Here is a 15,946-nt window from a genome sequence, read left to right as displayed (position 1 = left end):
ACCCGGACAGCCTGACGACACCACGCCGTCCAGACCAGCACCCGGACGGCGCGTCACCCGCACGACAGGGCAAAGGTTGCCTGATGCGGCACTAGTGGGCGGCGTCTCTCCAGTTCACCAACTACGGGTAAGAGGAGTCCGGACGGCCTGGTGGTGGGGCCGGTCACGCCCTGCTACATGCGGACATCGTCACCAGTGGTCGTCGTTGGTCGCACGCATTCGGCCTACGACGGCCCGATCACGGCCTCGCCGCGTCTCACTCCGCGTCCTACGCGTTGGCCGAGCAGGGCAGCCGCAACTGCTGTGCTTGTTGCTCAGCCGGCATAGAGATTGCCTCCGCGCCCTTCGAGCCACGAAGCGGCTGCCCCGGTGGTTGCCTCAGTCGTCGGCGGCGACGATGAGAATGATCTGCCCGACCGAGCGGTCGATGAGCACGAACTCGTGAAAGTAGTCGTGCACACGTCCCCAGTCATGATTCGCCTCATCGCCGAGCTCGCTGAGGTAGTAGATGCCATCTGCTGCGGCCAGGCGGGCGAACACCTCCCGCTGCAGATCAGCCTCCAGCTCGGTGGGCATGTCCCAGAGCGGATCCAACCACTCACGCAGGATCTGTACAGCCTTCTCCTGGCTGATGGGCTCGTAGAGTTCGGGAGTGATCAACCGCAGCCAATACGGACCGTGCCGGAGCCCCTCCTGCAGCACTCCACCACCCGCATAGTCGTCCCGGAACTGCTCATGCCCGATGAGTGCGGCAAGCAGCCCTCTATCGTCCACGGACTCCGCAGAGAAGTGCAGCTGCTTGATGTCGACCCATCGAAACCCGTGCTCCTTCGGGTCCGGGGCGTAGCGTCGAAAGTTGGTGAAGGAGCTACGCGCGTGAGTGAGCGCGTTGTCCATGGCAGCAGCCTAGAAGGCAGGCAAGAGGACCTGCCGATCCACCGGACAGGCTCCAACGGGCGTTCGTCCGTGCCGCTGGCGCCGCGCACCGCCCAGGACACACGGTTTAGGAAGTGTGGACACGGCCGCAAGTCGCTCGGCAGCAACCTGGCTTGACCTGCGTCGCCACGCTGGCTGCCACGTCCAGGAGCTGACTGCCGTTGACCGTCGTCGCCCATCCCAACGGGCACGCATCGGGCACGGCGGAAACGAGCCGGCCGTGCTCGCACCGTCAGTTTGGAAGGGCGAAGATCACGGCCGACAAGGACCGAGGTGGGCCAGGCCAAGGGCGGTAGGGCGTGACCGTTCGTGCCCTCTGATTACCGTGCGAGGTACCCGCTACTGGCACGTGGATGGCACGGCGACCGGAGAATTGCGTCAGAGGTAATCGAAGTAGCGTTCCCACCATTTGGCCGCGTGTTCGCGTAGGTACATGACCGTGCCGTCGTACGGCTCCCATAGCGGGTCTTCGCGGATCAGGGTGTAGCCGAGCTCGTCCAGCGCGCGATGTATGCGGTTGGCGTCGACGGGATGCAGCAGCTCGGCGGTCTCGGCGTCGTCCCACACCCCTGGGTTGTCCACGGCCAGGACAGCCAAGTCGCCAAAGTTGCTGATGACGACGGTCAGCTGGCGGCCGGTCGCGCTGGCCACGATGGGAATGTCGATGCGGCCGTGGAAGCTGGCGTCCTGGCCGCGGTCGATCAGGCACCGGCCACCGAAGGCAGCGTCGAGCCCTCCAGCGAGTTGATTGAATCGCGCGTTGGCGCGGTCTTGGCGGTAGTCCGCAGGGAACTCCAGGTGGTCTGGATCGTCGCAGTCCCGTAGCAGCTGCCACGTCTGGGTCTCGTCGGCGAGCACCGGATCATTGTGCCTTCTGGCGCTGTCGTCGTGGTTCCGGTCGGAAGGTGGGGGACGACGGACCCCCTGGGGGAGGATCTCCTCGTCGGGCAGTCGATGACCTTCCAGCTGCCCCAGACGGGGACAAGGTGGAGCGCCCTACCGGACGAACGACCTTGGCCCCGTCTGGGGCAGCTGGTAGCCCTTGTGGTGCCCGGCGAGGTGATCCGGAGCTGATCTCTGAGGAGGGCCGGGGTTCGGGGCGGAGCCCCGAGGTCTTCAGATCGTGTCGTCCCTCAGCGTGGCCGGCTGGCCCGGCCGATGCCGGCCGGAGGTCGCCAGCAGGCCGGGGCCGGGCCGACGCGGCCCGCTCGCGGGCCGCCTTGATACATAGAGCCATTTTCATCCTGCGTAGCGGTTCGCTTCGACGTGATGCAAGACGAGGATGGCCTGCACGATCGCGGTGGCGCGGCGCGGGCAGCAGCGCGGCTTGGCGAGGATCTTCCAGGTCTTGAGCGTGGCGATGGCTCGTTCGCCGCGGGCTCGGATCTTCGCGTGCGCCCGGTTGACCGTCTTCTGCCGGCGCGACAGCTTCGGTCGGAAGCGGCGCCGTTTGAACGGCGTGCGCACGCCGCCTCGGGCGCCCTGGTAGCCCTTGTCGGCGAAGGTCATCACCTCCGCGCTGGTCAGCGCGTCGATGATGCCGTGGATGCGGGCGGCGGTGAGGTCGTGCGCCGAGCCCGGCAGTGCCGGTGAGGCCCAGACGAGCCGGCCGGCGGCGTCGGCGATGACCTGCACGTTCACGCCGTGGCGCTTGTGCTTGCCGGAGTAGTACGGCTTCTGGTCCGCCACGCGGTCGATCGGAATCAGCGTGCCGTCCAGGATCGCGTACGCCAGTTGCCGGATGCGCCGCATCGCCGTGGCCAGGTCCTCGGCGACCGCTGCGAGCAGCGCGATCGCTTCCTGTACGTAGCGCCAGGCGGTGGCGACGCCGACGGCGAACCCGGCGGCGAGCCGGGTGTAGGTGTCGCCGTTGCGCAGGTGGGCCAGAGCGAGCAGCGCCTGCCGGCCCGGGTCGAGGCGCCGCCACCGGGATCGATGCTGGGTGCGGTGCTGGCGGATGAGGTCACTGAGGTGGTTCAGGGTGCGGCTGGACAGCGAGATCGTGGAAGGGTAAGACAGCACGGGCGAGGCTTCCGGTTGGGGCATCGGATCTTGGTCGACTGCTGTCTTACCTGGAGCCTCGCCCTCATCGATCTTCGGGCTCGCCGCACCTGCCCTGAGCTGCAAGATCAGCTTGGAAAAGGCTCAGTGTCGCGGGGGCACGCCCGCGCGGCGGCTGTCGTCCTTCTTCGGCTGAGCGAGCCGCTCGACGAGGGCGTCGATGGCGCTCGCCTGCTGCGGCTCGACCCTTCTCGCGGCGGCTTGTCGGATGACGGTGGCCGCGCCGACCACAGGCTTCGGGGGCCGGGTGCGCATGGTGAACGCCGGCGTCTGCCGTCCGTCGGCGACCAGGCGGGTCACGGCGGTGTAGGCGTCGAGGTGAGTGAGGTCGTGCTCGTCGAGTTCCGGCAGGGTGTGCCGGGCCAGGACACGGGCGTCCTCGGGGGCGCAGGAGAAGTAGACCTTGTTACGGGCGTTCGCCGACGCGGCGGCGAGGAGATCCTTGGGGAACTGGGCGAGGTCCTGGTGGGACAGGACGAGGGACAGCCGGTACTTGCGGGCCTCGGCGAGCATCGTGTCCAGGCTGTTGGCGAGGGTGAGGAAATTCTGCGCCTCGTCGATGATCAGCGTGGCGTCGCGTCGCCGGTCGGGGGAGACGCGGGCGCGGGCGGTAGCGGCCTGCCACACCTGCGCCAGGATCAGCGACCCCAGCAGCTTGCTGGTGTCCTCCCCAAGTTGTCCTTTCGGGATGCGCACGAGCAGCGCTCCGCCGTCGAGGATCTTGCCCATGTCGAAGCTCGACTGCGGGTAGCGCATGGTGCGTTTGACGAAGTCGCGCAGCAGGAACGCGCGTAGGCGGGCGAGGACGGGCCCGATGACCTGGGACCGTAGGGCGGGGTTGAGCTCGTCGTACCACTGCCAGAAGCCCCGCAGCCCGGCCGGGTCGTCCAGGTCGACGGTCATTTCGGCGCGGACCTGCTTGTTGTTGAGCAGGGGCGGGATGTGTTGCAGGGTGACGTTGGTGTGCCGCAGCAGGGTGAGGCACGCGACGCGCATGACGTCGTCCATGCGGGGTCCCCACGCCTTGGCGAAGATGTTCCCGAAGATCGACACGAGGTTGTCGACCACGAGGTCCGGGTCGTCGCCGGCGAGGGGGTTGATCGTGGGCGGGTTGGGCTGGTCGGGGTCGAACAGCACCACCCGGTCCGCGACCGAGGCGGGAAGCCGGTCGAGTATGTCCAGAACCAGGTCGCCGTGCGGGTCGATGACGACCGTGCCGCGGCCGGCTCTGATGTCGTCGACGGCCATGTTGACCAGCAGTGTCGTCTTGCCGCTGCCGGTCGACCCGATGACGTGCAGGTGATACCTCGAGTCCGGCACGGACAGGGCCACGCTGTGCCCGCCGACCTGCGCGTCACCGAGGACCTTCTCCCCGTGCCCGCCGGCCGAGACGGCGACCGGTGCCGGCATGGACTTGGCGCGGGCCCGGTCCAGGCCCGGCACGGCCAGGTCGCGGGGCAGCGCGGCCAGCGCGGCCAGCTCCGGGGTGCAGGTGAGGAACCCGGCGCCGAGGCGCCGCTGCACGAGCACCCCAACCGGGTGGGGCATGCGGGCCCGGCGGGTGAGCCGGTTGCGTCCGGAGTACACCGCGAACGCGAAGGCGAGGGTGTCGGCGATGCCCCGCAACCGGGGACGCTGATCAGCGTGGGCACGCCGGGTGTCTTTGGCGACGGCGTAGCGCACGGCGGTTTCCCACAGCGGGTGAGAAGTCTTGTCGAGGATGGCCCGCACATCGCGCTCCACGCCGGGGTCACGGCGGCCCGTCTGCCCAGGCCGGCCCATGGTGTGGGCGGGGCGGCCGGGAAGGAACGCCTCGATGAGCCACAGCAGCGGCGCCGCCGGGTTGATCGCCGGGAGGGCGGTCTTGCCGTCGCGCAGCCGTGCTGCGGCGCGACGGGCCCGCTGCGCGCGCCGGACGGCGGCGGGGCGGGCGAGAACCTGCACACACGCGTGCTCATCGGCGCGAAGGCTCGAACCGGCGGCCATCAGAGCGCGCAGCGGATCATTGTCGTGATCGGTCGTCAGCGGCAGCCATTCGGCGGCGTAGGGCAGCAGGTGCCCACCCACCGCCGTCGCGTCGAGGGGCATCGGCGGGCCGGGGCTGTTGTCGATAGTGCAGGCAGCACCCGGCCACGCGCCGCGCACGGCGGCCTCAACGGCACCGCGCGGAACGCTGCCGGGCACCCACACGCTGATCAGCAGCCGCCGGCCGGTCCACGTGTACTGCCACACCACGTGCGGGCTGCCGTAGATAAGCCTGCGTCGGCGCGACGGGGTGAGCGTGCCATGCAGGTTGGCCCACAACGCCGCGGCGCTGCGCGGGTCGACCTCGGGCGGCGGGGCAATCGTGACCAGCCGCGCCCCGTCGGCGTGGTAGCGGTGTCGCCACCCGGCGAGAAGGTTCCGAGCGGCGATGTAGGCGACCAGCACGGCCGCGGCGACGGCGAGCAACCAGGGCCGCTGCACCGTCCATGCGGCGATGTCGAGTACCCATCGCGCTGCTCCAGTCGGCGGTGCGACGCCCACACCCTGTCCGCCCGGCGTAGGTGTGGGCATGGGGACGGGGGCGAGGTGGGCGGCGGACGGGATCACAGGTCCTCCTCGTCGTCGAGGTGTGCCAGGTCGCTCGGGCGGGTCGTGCACAGCTCGTGTTCGGCGGCGGAGGCGACGGCCTCGAAGCTGGTCCGGCTGGTGCCTGAAATGAGCAGGCCGGTGCCGACACGGGCGGCCAGGAGCAGGCGGCGTTCGCCGGCGGTGAGGCCGAACGCGCCGCCGATGCCGTCGATGGCCTGCGGTGCCTGTTTGAGCAGCACCTGGGTCGCGGCGTTCGCGACGACGGCTTGACCGAGGTCGCTGCCGAGCACGTCGGCGACGTCCTGGGTGATCACGGCCAGCCCGGCGTGACGTTTGCGGGCGGCCTTGGACATGCGGAACAGGAACCGGGCTCCCTCGCCGTCGCGCATCAGCAGCCACGCCTCATCCACCACCACGAGCCGCCGCACGTGTGACCAACCAGGGGTGTCGACCTGCCGCCAGATCGCGTCCAACGCGAGGAGGATGCCGACGGTGCGCAGCTCCTCGGGCAGGTGCCGCAGCGACCACACCACAAGGTGCCCGTCGGGGCGGGTGGTGGTCGGCGCGTCGAACAGGTGCGAGAACGATCCGTGCACCCACGGGGCGAGCCGTGCGGCGAGCTGCCGCGCGGCCGGGTCGTCGTCGCCATGTAGGCAGGCTTCGAGGTCGCGTAGCAGCGGGGCGGGCCGGTGGTGGGTGGCCGGGTCGGCGGTGATGCCGGCCTGTCGGTAGGCGGTGAGGATCGCGCGGTCCAGCGCGGCGCGCTCCGCCGGTGGCGGCTGCTCGCCGAGCAGCACCGCGATGAGGGTGTGCGCGAACAGCCCTCGCCGGGTGAGGACGTCGGGCCGACTGTCCCCGGTAGGCAGATCGAAAGGGTTGACCTTCACCCCAGCCATGCCGAGGCGCACTACGGTGCCGCCGACCGCATCGGCCAGCCGGAGGTACTCGTCTTCAGGGTCGATGACGGCGACCTGCACCCGCTGGTAGAGGTTGCGCAGGATCTCCAGTTTCACGAAGTACGACTTGCCGGCGCCGGAGCGTGCGAGGACGACGCTGTTGTGGTTCTCCTGAGCCCAACGGTCCCACCACACGACGCCCTGCGAGTCCGGGTTCACCCCATAGAGGACCCCGCCCTCAGTGGGCGGGTCGCCGGGCAGCGGCGCCGGCAGGTCCGCGCTGGCGAGGGGGAACGCTGCGGCGAGAGCGGCGGTGTCCATCGTGCGGCGCATCTGCAGACTGTCCGTGGCCAACGGCAGGGTGGTGCTCCAGCCCGCGAGATGCCGCCAGGTGGCCGGCTGCACCTCGATCAGCGTCGACGCGGCGGCGGTCTTAACCTGCGCGCACGCCTCGAGCAACTCGTCTTCGGTGCGGGCGTGCACGGTCAGATAGAGGCCGACACGGAACAGCTTCGCCGCGCCCCGGGTGAGCCGGTCAGCGAGGTCCGCGGCGTCCTCAGCCGCCGCCTCCACCACCGGGTCGGCAAGCTTGCCCCGCCCAGCATCAACCCGCCGCGACGATTCGAACCGGGCACGCTGGTCACGCAGCCGCGCCGCCGCGACCGGCGCGGCCAGCGGATCGATGTGCAGGGCGAGCTCGAGGCGGCCCGGCCAGGACAACAGGGGTTCGAGCCAGGCCGGGCCGACCTCGGCGGGGTAGCCGGTCACCACGAGGGTGGCCGCGTAGCCGTCACCGACGCGTATGAAACGGGGGGTGACCTCCACCGAAGCGGGCGCGACGGCGGCCGCCAGCCTCCGCGACTGGCGGTTGCGCACGCCCGTGTGGGATCGGTTGCGCAGTTTCACGGCTGTTCGCTCCTTCGGGGCCGGTAACGCTGGTGGGGTGTGGAAGTGATGACCGCATCCGGGGCGGCGAGTCCGCCGGGTCGGGGTGGCCGGTAGGGGTCGGCGGAAGCGGCGATCGCGGCGGTCACCGCCTTCCCGTCCAGCGTTCGGGTGGTGACGCCGAGCCCGGACAGCACGCGGACCGTCTGGTCAGCGCGCCGCCGCGCGGCATGCTCACGACGCTCGCCAAGGCTGGTGCGGGTGACGATGAGGACCTGCCGGCGCAGCGGATCCCGCCGCGTCGCGAGGTCCTCGAGGAAGCGGGCGTGGTCGGCCGCCGCGTCCGCCAAGGCCGGGTGTGAAAGGCCTTCCAAAGCCTGGGAGAGAGCACGAGCGGCGGAGTGCAGGTCCACCGGCTGCGCCGACACCACGATCTGCGTCGGGGTGGACAGGCTGTTGAGCCAGCGACCGAACGTGTCGATCAGGGCGGCCTGCTCGTCGGCGGTACGCAGCGCGAGGTTGACGCTCGACGCGGCGACCATCGCCGCCCGCGCGCCACCCAGTCGGATCTCCCCGCCGTCGTCGATCGCGTCGGCGGGGAGCGTCAACGGCGCCGGCACCATCATCCTGCTCTTCGGGGCCTGCACCCAGTCCGGCGTCCTCGACGTCGTGTCCGTCGTCGACAACGCGCGGGATGCCCCCGCGTGCCGGACGGCGGCCAGCAGCCACACATCCAGCGGCAGCCCGTCACGGCGACCCACCGCGACCGCGAAGACCATGGCCCCGAGCACCACGGCGGCACCGACCAGCACCGGCACCGGCACCAGCTGATGCAGGAAACGCCAGGCGCCGTAGAAGGCCAGTGCGGCAACGGCGAGGATCGCCAACTGCCGAAACGTCAGCCCGTAGGCGACCTTGTCCGGGGCGTCGACGTCAGCGGGCATCCGCGCCCGACCAGCGTCCGACCGGTCCGCGTGGGCGCTCATCGGCCCACCGCCTTCAACCCGCGGCCGAGACCGGGGACCGAGCGGGTGACCTGCTGCACGACGAGCACCCGCGTGGCCGCGCCGATCATCTTCACTCCGCGGCCGCTGCCGCCGGCGGTTACGTAGCGGCGCATCAGCGCGGGTACCCGGACCGTGGTCCAGAGCATGACCATGACGATGAACAGGTTGAGCACCCCACCGGGCTCGACCGGCAGACCGAGCACGGGCAGCAGGTGCCGCGGGTCGGTAAGCATCCAATGCCCGGCGTAGAGGGTGAAGCCCTGCACCACCGGCACCGCCAGCACCCCGGCGTAAGAGCGCCACCACAGGCGGGCGACCGGGTCGCTCTGCGGCAACGCGTGACACGCCAACGCGAGCGGCGCAGCAGCGGTCAGAACGAGCACGACCGCGAAGCGGACGATCACGCTGAACGCCGTGGCCGCCAGCAGCACCGCGATGATCGCCACGCAGACTACGAACAGCAGCGCCGCCACCGTGTCCTGCCCGCCGCCGATGTGACGCCTGACCGCCTGCAAGGCCCCATCGGCGTCCCCGCTGGGGGCGGTGAGCGCGCCGGTCATCGCGTTGGCCAGGTCGATGAGCGTGGCGCACCACAGTTGGGAGAAGTGGGCGGCGACGAATCCGACGATCAGGCGAGGAAGCAGGTCCTTGATCGTGTAGCGGGAGTTCTCGCCGCCACCGACGGTCATGGTGAGCACGCCGGCGACCACGAACGCGAGGACGAAGACGGTGTCCACGACGAGCACGCAACGGCCGGTCAAAGCCTGCACCTGCGGCAGTCCGGTGACGTTCGGAGTAACCAGCAGGGCACCGCTGATCACCGCGAACAGCGCGTCCAGGGTCGCGAGGATCGCCGTCGCCAGCCAGTCCAGGATCTGGTCGAACAGGAAACCCATCACGGGGCTCCGACGATGCCCTGCACGATCTGCAGCAGGACGGGCGCGAGAACCGCGAGGCCGTAGCCGACCAGGGCGTTGCGCAGCGCGCCCTTGGCCCGCTCGACCACCGCCGGGTCACCCCCGGCGGTGGCCCAGTACACACCGGCGAGGACGAGGAACAGGGTCGCGACCGCAGCGAGGATGCCGATCAGCCACAGCCGCAGATTGTTGATGACGACCGGCAGTGAGTTCGCCGCCAGCACCGGCGTGCCGGTGTCGGCGTACGCGGCGGCGGGCACGGACAGGAAGAGCAGCACGCCGCCAGCGACGGCGGCGATGCGCCCGGTGCGCTGGGCCGCACAGGAGCGGGGGAGGGCACGAAGACGTGCCGGGATGCGGAACATGAGCGGGTTCACCTCCGGCCCCGGCCGAGCGGCCGGGGCGGTTGTCGGCGGTCAGGACGGGTGGACCGCCGCGTCAGGGGGCGCGGGCACGGACAGCACCACGAACACGACCGTCGCCGGGAGGAGCACGTCCTCCCTTGTCGGGTAGCGGTGTTCGATGAGGTGTCAGCGCACCAAACTGCGCGGCACCCGGAGACGTCCGGTTGTGTGAGGCGGCCCTGCAAAAGCCCGGCCCCCTGGCGGCGGGCGGAACCCTGCTGCCCGCCGTATCGCGGGCAACTGGTCTCGCACTCTTAAACCGCCGTTTGTGTGCTCTAGCGAACGCCTGCCGTTCTCACAGCCGCCCACACCCACTCGCAGACTTGCCGGCTGACAGCGGCGTGATGGTTCGGCGCACAGAAGCGGCAGCATCGGTCGGCCGTCATGGCTCGCCGAAGTAGCCCTCTTCCTCACCGAGAAGCAGCGGCACGTCGTACGTCGACACGTCAGGCCTGGTCCGGAGGTACCTCACTCGGTGGCGCCACCGCTGGTGCTCGAACGCGACGTCAGCCTCGATCTCCACCACCACCGTCGGCTCCACCTGCACATACGGCAGCGGCTCCGGCCGGTCGAGCTGTCCCGACCACGACGCCGGTAGCGGCTGCGGCCACGGGTGCACCACGGTGCCACCTCGGCGCTGCGAGGGACGCAGCGGCGACAGCATCCCGCCCAGCTCGGCCCGCTGATCAGCACCCAACGGGTGGGTGCGGCCCGTGTACCGGAGTCGACCCCGCCGGTCGTACCGGCCGAGCAGCAGCGTGTCGGGGCTACGGAGATTGCCTGTCACCCCGCCGACGATGGCCTCCGTGGTGATCTGCGTCCGGTACTTCCACCAGCCTCGCCGACCCGGCTCGTAGCGTCCGCCCAACCGCTTACTGACCACACCCTCGATCCCCGTGGCAACGGTCCAGTGGAGCAGCCAATCCGACACCTGCCGCATGTCGGTGGTCTGCGGGGTGAGGGTGAGCTGGGGCGGCGCGTCGACGAGCAGCCGTTCCAGCCGGGCCCGTCGCTGCGACAGCGGCAAGTCCAGGATCACCTCCCCGCCGTCGGCCAGCAGGTCGAACAGCACGTAGTGGGCGGGACACTCGCGGGCTACGCGCAGCAGGCCACGGCCGGCGGTGACGCGGCGCTGCAACTGAGCGAAGTTCAGCCGCCCCCGATCCCACACGATCAACTCACCGTCGAGCACCACGCCAGCAGGCAAAGAACGGATCGCCCGAGTGACGTCCGGGAAGTAGGTGGTGAGGTTGCGGCCAGCGCGCGACTGGAGGTACGTCCCGTCGTCCTCGCGGAAGGCGATGGCTCGCCAGCCGTCCCATTTTGGCTCATGCGTGATGTCGGGCCCCTCAGGCACCTCGTCGACGGGCGCGGCGAGCATCGGCGTGAGGGGTCGCCCCAGTGCGCTGCTCCGGCCCGGCCTGGCACGCCATCCGGCCGGGCTCACCGCCGGTCCAAGCCGTGGACGTCCCTCATCCTCACACCCCAGGTCATCGTGAAGGAGGGGACGCCGCTCAGGGGCGAAGATCTATCACATCGAATGCGGGCGCGGCCATGCCTGCGCCGCTCGGGCCAGCGCGCCACGACTACCGCATGAAGATCGCGAAATGTTGGTCGACGCCATCCACGGGCGGCGTCGGGGTCACCTGCCATCGACCTGGCGCGGCGCCCGCCTCGGGAAGCCGGTGCGGGCGCCGCGCGGATAGCTGAGGGCGATGGGTTCAGGCAGCGGCTCTCACCTGAGTCGTGCTGTCAGGGGCGCGGCGGCTGGCGGCGCGCAGGTTGGTCCGCCGTTCGGCCTCGGCGGCGAGGCTCTCGACGGCCTGTGGGGACGCCACTCCGGTCAGCACGCCGGCGGCGAGGGCTTCGGCGATGCGGGTGTCGATGCGGGCCAGCCGCATCCGCAGGGCGTCGGAGGTGATGCCCATCCGTCGGGCGATCGGTTCGATCGCCCGGCGGCCCAGCCGCACGTCGATGTAGGGCTGCTCATCGCCGGGGTCGAGGATCCCCAGCCGTACGGCGCGGTTGACCAGTACGTCCGGATGCCCGTAGGGCACCTGCGGGATGCGCGGCCCGGTGATGTGCTCCACGTCGTCCACCGGCGTGGCCTCGCCGGCCTGCTGGCGCAGCTTGTAGCCGGCGCGCCACCCGGCTCGGCACAGCGCCGCATACGGGGCGGGCCGAGTGAGGTCAACGTGGTCGCGCAGCGCCGCCAGGAAACCGGTCAGGATCTCCGCCTCGATGTCGTCGGGGTCGCTGCGGTAGCCGTCGCACAGCTGGCGGGTGTAGCGACGCAGCGCCGGCATGGCCATGCCGACCGCCGCGATCACCCATTGCGGCCCGTCCAGGCGGGCACGGCGGATCACCTCGACCCACACCGCGTCGCGCGCCCGGAAGGCGTCGGTGTGCGCCAGCAGCCAGTCCCGCACAGTCCGCAGCGTCATCACCCCCGCCGGCAGGCCGACGTCCGGGCCGAACGCGTCAAGGTCGATGGACAAGGGATCGGGATCGCTGGTCAACGCCGCGAATGCCGCGTCGGCGGCGTCCAGCGGGGAGTCCGGCCATTGCGTGAGGGACATGCTCATGAACGCCACTCCAATGTAAGTGAGTGATGCGGTGTCGCCGTCGACGCGGGCGACGTCTGTGCGGCATTCCGCCATGACTGACTCACAGAAGCTGACAACGCAGGCCACAGCGGTGATGCCACCATCGGATCGGTGGTCAGCCGACGTCCTCGCCCGCTACCGCACATCCGCTCTCGTCGTTGACACGCGCGTCTGACCGCGCCGCTGAACAGCGCTGTAAGTGCCTGCCAACCCGCGTAAGCCGGGCCGGACCGCAGGGACGCCGCAGGTCTGAGCGCCCCGCACACCTGCCCGTCGCGCCACTAACCGCCACTCACAACGACTCACAGTCGCTCACACCGGGACCTCGCCCCCCATGCGGGCGCTGGCATACAAGGACGATGCTCGCGACGCACTGCCGCTCGTACGTCGGTCGATTTCCTATTGCCCGTTGCCTGATATGCCTTTGAGGCCATCAGGTTCTCTTCGAGCATGACGGCACTCGTGCCCGCAGCGGCATGACGCCTCACGCAGCGGGCGAAGCCGAGGACACGAAGAGGAACCTCGACATGACCAGACCGAGTGTCACCGCGACAAGCATCAGCGAGCGACGTCGAAGGAATCGGATACGGCAAAGCCGCGCCGCTCACGCGGTGTGGCCGACAACGCGCCACGGCCGGCGAAGACAGCGCAGGGTGTTGTCACCGCGAGAGCCTGACATTGACAGCTGTCGTTGACATTTCGTCCGCCGATACCTCTGACCAGGACCGGGACACCGCTGGTCGACGTACCAGACAACCCCCCCGCTGGGGCGCCAAACACGGCCGCGGACACGGCGTCGAGGGGCACGACGCCCACGTTGATGCCACCGGCGTCAGTTGCCGCGCGGTCAGTCTGTCCAGCCAGTCTCTGCCGGCCACGGGCGGCCAGGCGCCGTGCTACGGACGAAATGACAGCACACCGACAGGTGACGACGAAATGACGTGACCTGCCGTCGGACGGCACAGTGTCATGCACCGCTGAGACAAGTCGATGATTCGCGAGTCGACCCCGCCTCGACCGCCGCCGCAGTCGTGGTGGGGACGACCGCGGCCGTACTGGTCGCCGTGAGCCGCTGTGAGTCGGGCAGGCGTTCGCCAGAGCACACAAACGCGGTTTTAGGGATGTCAGCGCACTGCATGCGCGGCGCGGAGCCGACATCACATGAGCGAGCACACGCCGCAGCACCGCACCGCCCCTGTCCACCCCGTCGGCCCGCACACAGCCGACCCGACCCTGATCGACCAGGTCGCCGGCGACCCGCCTGTCCCGGTCACCGTGTGGCGCACCGCCCACAGCCCAGCCGACGCCGGCCGTAGCATCGGCACCCGCCTGGCCTACCGGCTCATCGCCGCCTACACCCGCCCCGGCGCGGTCGTCGTCGACCTCACCGCCGACCACGCCCTGACGGCCATCTGCTCCACGGGCGGACGGCGCCACCACCCGGCGTGGTTCACCGACGCGTCCAGCCTGATCATCGGCCCCGCCACCCCACCGTCACGCCCCGCACCCGCCGTCCTCAGCGAGGACGGTGGAGACGTGCCGGACATGAGCGCATGGTTCGGTGACGACCTCACCGACCCGCAGCTGCCCACCGAGCCACCCAACGCCGCCGCCGGCCACACCAATCTCGCGGAAGCGACGAGCCTGATCGTGGCCTGCTGGCCGCTGTACCGCGACGACGCCACCAACCGCATCCGGCTGGCGCGGCTGTTGACCGCGTGCGCCCGGCTGCTGCGCCCCGGCGGCTGCCTCGTCCTCGTCGTCACCGTCCCGACCACCACGGCCGGCGGGCCGGAGGACCTCACCCCGGTCGCCACCGCCGCCGCCGCGATTGGCCTGGGCTACCTGCAGCACATCGTCGCGGTCGCCGCCGACACCGACGGGGACGCGTTCGTCTACCACGTCACCGACGACGAACTGCTCACCCTCACCCACCAGAACGACCCGCGCTGGGCGGCAGCGCACCTACGCGTGCACGCCGACCTCCTCGTCTTCTCACCCATGGCCTCACACGACGCACGCCGCGACGGGGGTGACCGCCGTGGCTGAGCACAACCCGCCCCCCACCGACCCGCACCGCCCGACGGAGGACACCGGGCACGACCACCAGCGCGACGACGGCCCACGCCGCGTCGACGAGCCGCACAGGCTGTCGGTGTGGGCGACCGCCCAACAGACCGGACCTGTACAGCGACGCGGCCGTTATGTGCCCGAGTCCGTCAAGCACCCCGCACGGATGCTCCCGGCGATCGCCGCCCACGCCGTGCACGCCTACACCCAGCCCGGCGACCTCGTCCTCGATCCGATGTGCGGCATCGGCACCACCCTCGTCGAAGCCATCCACGCCGGCCGCGACGCCATCGGCGTCGAGTACGAGCCCCACTGGTCGAACATCGCCGACACGAACATCACCCACGCCCACACCCAGGGCGCCACCGGCCGGGCCTCCGTGGTACGCGGCGACGCCACCCGACTGGCCTCCCTACTACCCGCGGCACTGACCGGGCACGTCGCCCTCGTGGTCACCTCACCCCCGTACGGGCCCACCGTGCACGGCCTCGTCCGCCCCGGCGAACACGGGGTGGCGAAATTCGACAACGCCTACAACGACGGCACCGACCGCGGAAACCTCGCCTACCGCGACCTCACCGGCCTCACCGACGGATTCGAACAGATCTTGCGCGGCTGCGCCGCGCTACTGCGCCCCGGCGGCACCATCGTGGTCACGGCACGCCCGTGGCGCAAGAACGGACAGCTCGTCGACCTGCCGTCCGCGGTCATCGCCGCCGGCGTCCGCGCCGGCCTGACGCCGACCGAGCGATGCGTCGCCCTCCTCGCCGCAGTCCGCGACGGGCATCTCGTCGCCCGCCCGTCGTTCTTCCAACTCCAAGCCGTACGCAAGGCCCGCGCCGGCGGCACACCGCTGCACCTGATCACCCACGAGGACGTGCTGATCTTCCGCCGCCCCTCGATCAACTCAAATCCAGGGAGCCTGGACAACGCCACATGTGTCGCGGCCGGTCCCGTCGACGGTCCGGAGGTGCGTGATTGACGACAAACCCCCACCATGCATCGGATCCTCGTGCACCGGCCACGGCGGACTCGACCTCGCCGTCGAACTGGTGCTCGGCGGCCGACTCACCTGGTACGCCGAGGTCGACCGACACGCCTGCACCGTCCTGGCCCACCACTGGCCCGGTGCGCCCAACCTCGAAGACATCCGTGCCGTCGACTGGACCCGCGCCGCCCCGGTCGACATCGTCACCGCCGGGTTCCCCTGCCAGGACATCAGCAACGCCGGCAAACGCGCCGGCATCACCGGCGAGCACTCCAGCCTCTGGACCAGCGTCGCCGACGCCATTCGCACACATCGACCACCGCTCGTCTTCGTGAAAAACGTCGCCGCGCTGCGCCGACGCGGCCTCGACGTCGTCCACGCCGACCTGGCCGCGATCGGGTATGACACACGCTGGCTCTGCCTACGCGCATCCGACATCGGCGCCGCCCACCGCCGCGACCGACTGCTTTTGCTGGCAACACCTCAAGGACACACCCTCGCGGGCACGGACACCGCCTACCCCGTGTGCCTGCGACGGTAAAGGGCCCGGCTACCAGAACGGCCTCCCCGACTTCGTCGAACCCGGCGGCAGCGCCTACGTG

General features: G+C 70.4%; 13 protein-coding genes. 3 read left to right on the top strand and 10 right to left on the bottom strand.

Annotated elements, in window-relative coordinates; all coding sequences use genetic code 11:
* Positions 1-378: 378 nt before the first annotated feature.
* The 10 genes from BXA10_RS09775 to BXA10_RS09725 form a co-directional block, all read right to left on the bottom strand.
* Positions 379-897: a hypothetical protein gene (locus BXA10_RS09775; protein WP_076469924.1), complete on the bottom strand. Its 519-nt coding sequence runs from the start codon at positions 895-897 to the stop codon at positions 379-381.
* Positions 898-1,314: 417 nt separating this feature from the next.
* Positions 1,315-1,794 (bottom strand): hypothetical protein, encoded by a 480-nt coding sequence (locus tag BXA10_RS09770; protein WP_076469923.1) that lies wholly within the window; start codon positions 1,792-1,794, stop codon positions 1,315-1,317.
* A gap of 381 nt (positions 1,795-2,175) precedes the next feature.
* Positions 2,176-2,958: an IS5/IS1182 family transposase gene (locus tag BXA10_RS09760; RefSeq protein WP_076469921.1), complete on the bottom strand. Its 783-nt coding sequence runs from the start codon at positions 2,956-2,958 to the stop codon at positions 2,176-2,178.
* Between the two features lie 123 nt (positions 2,959-3,081).
* Entirely contained in the window at positions 3,082-5,553 is a 2,472-nt protein-coding gene (locus BXA10_RS09755; protein WP_076469979.1) for a type IV secretory system conjugative DNA transfer family protein, read from the bottom strand.
* A 32-nt stretch (positions 5,554-5,585) separates the two neighbouring features.
* Positions 5,586-7,373 (bottom strand): VirB4 family type IV secretion system protein, encoded by a 1,788-nt coding sequence (locus BXA10_RS09750; RefSeq protein WP_076469920.1) that lies wholly within the window; start codon positions 7,371-7,373, stop codon positions 5,586-5,588.
* A complete protein-coding gene (locus BXA10_RS09745) occupies positions 7,370-8,338 on the bottom strand; it encodes a PrgI family protein (RefSeq protein WP_076469919.1) in 969 nt (322 codons plus the stop codon). The genes BXA10_RS09750 and BXA10_RS09745 overlap by 4 nt, the downstream gene beginning before the upstream one ends.
* Complete coding sequence (locus BXA10_RS09740; protein ID WP_076469918.1) at positions 8,335-9,255, bottom strand: TrbL/VirB6 family protein; 921 nt, start codon at positions 9,253-9,255, stop codon at positions 8,335-8,337. Before BXA10_RS09740 ends, BXA10_RS09745 begins: the two co-directional genes overlap by 4 nt.
* On the bottom strand, positions 9,255-9,641 hold the full coding sequence (locus BXA10_RS09735) for a pilin (protein ID WP_076469917.1): 387 nt from the start codon (positions 9,639-9,641) through the stop codon (positions 9,255-9,257). The genes BXA10_RS09740 and BXA10_RS09735 overlap by 1 nt, the downstream gene beginning before the upstream one ends.
* A gap of 421 nt (positions 9,642-10,062) precedes the next feature.
* Entirely contained in the window at positions 10,063-11,061 is a 999-nt protein-coding gene (locus BXA10_RS09730) for an ATP-dependent DNA ligase (RefSeq protein WP_076469916.1), read from the bottom strand.
* A 340-nt stretch (positions 11,062-11,401) separates the two neighbouring features.
* Positions 11,402-12,265 carry a hypothetical protein gene (locus BXA10_RS09725; RefSeq protein ID WP_076469978.1) on the bottom strand — a complete coding sequence of 288 codons (864 nt, stop codon included), beginning with the start codon at positions 12,263-12,265 and terminating at the stop codon, positions 11,402-11,404.
* Positions 12,266-13,447: 1,182 nt separating this feature from the next.
* Here BXA10_RS09725 and BXA10_RS09720 point away from each other — a divergent pair.
* The 3 genes from BXA10_RS09720 to BXA10_RS09710 are packed head-to-tail and all read left to right on the top strand — an operon-like array spanning position 13,448 to position 15,885.
* On the top strand, positions 13,448-14,335 hold the full coding sequence (locus BXA10_RS09720; protein WP_076469915.1) for a hypothetical protein: 888 nt from the start codon (positions 13,448-13,450) through the stop codon (positions 14,333-14,335).
* The gene (locus BXA10_RS09715; protein ID WP_076469914.1) at positions 14,319-15,338 is read left to right on the top strand and encodes a TRM11 family SAM-dependent methyltransferase; all 1,020 of its coding nucleotides are present in this window, start codon (positions 14,319-14,321) and stop codon (positions 15,336-15,338) included. The genes BXA10_RS09720 and BXA10_RS09715 overlap by 17 nt, the downstream gene beginning before the upstream one ends.
* On the top strand, positions 15,331-15,885 hold the full coding sequence (locus BXA10_RS09710; protein WP_076469913.1) for a DNA cytosine methyltransferase: 555 nt from the start codon (positions 15,331-15,333) through the stop codon (positions 15,883-15,885). Before BXA10_RS09715 ends, BXA10_RS09710 begins: the two co-directional genes overlap by 8 nt.
* Positions 15,886-15,946: the final 61 nt, after the last annotated feature.

It is taken from the genome of Micromonospora avicenniae (genome assembly GCF_900156065.1).
GTDB classification, from domain to species: domain Bacteria; phylum Actinomycetota; class Actinomycetes; order Mycobacteriales; family Micromonosporaceae; genus Micromonospora; species Micromonospora avicenniae.
Note: the sequence above shows the minus strand (reverse complement) of the source record. Positions and strands in the feature narration are given on the sequence as shown.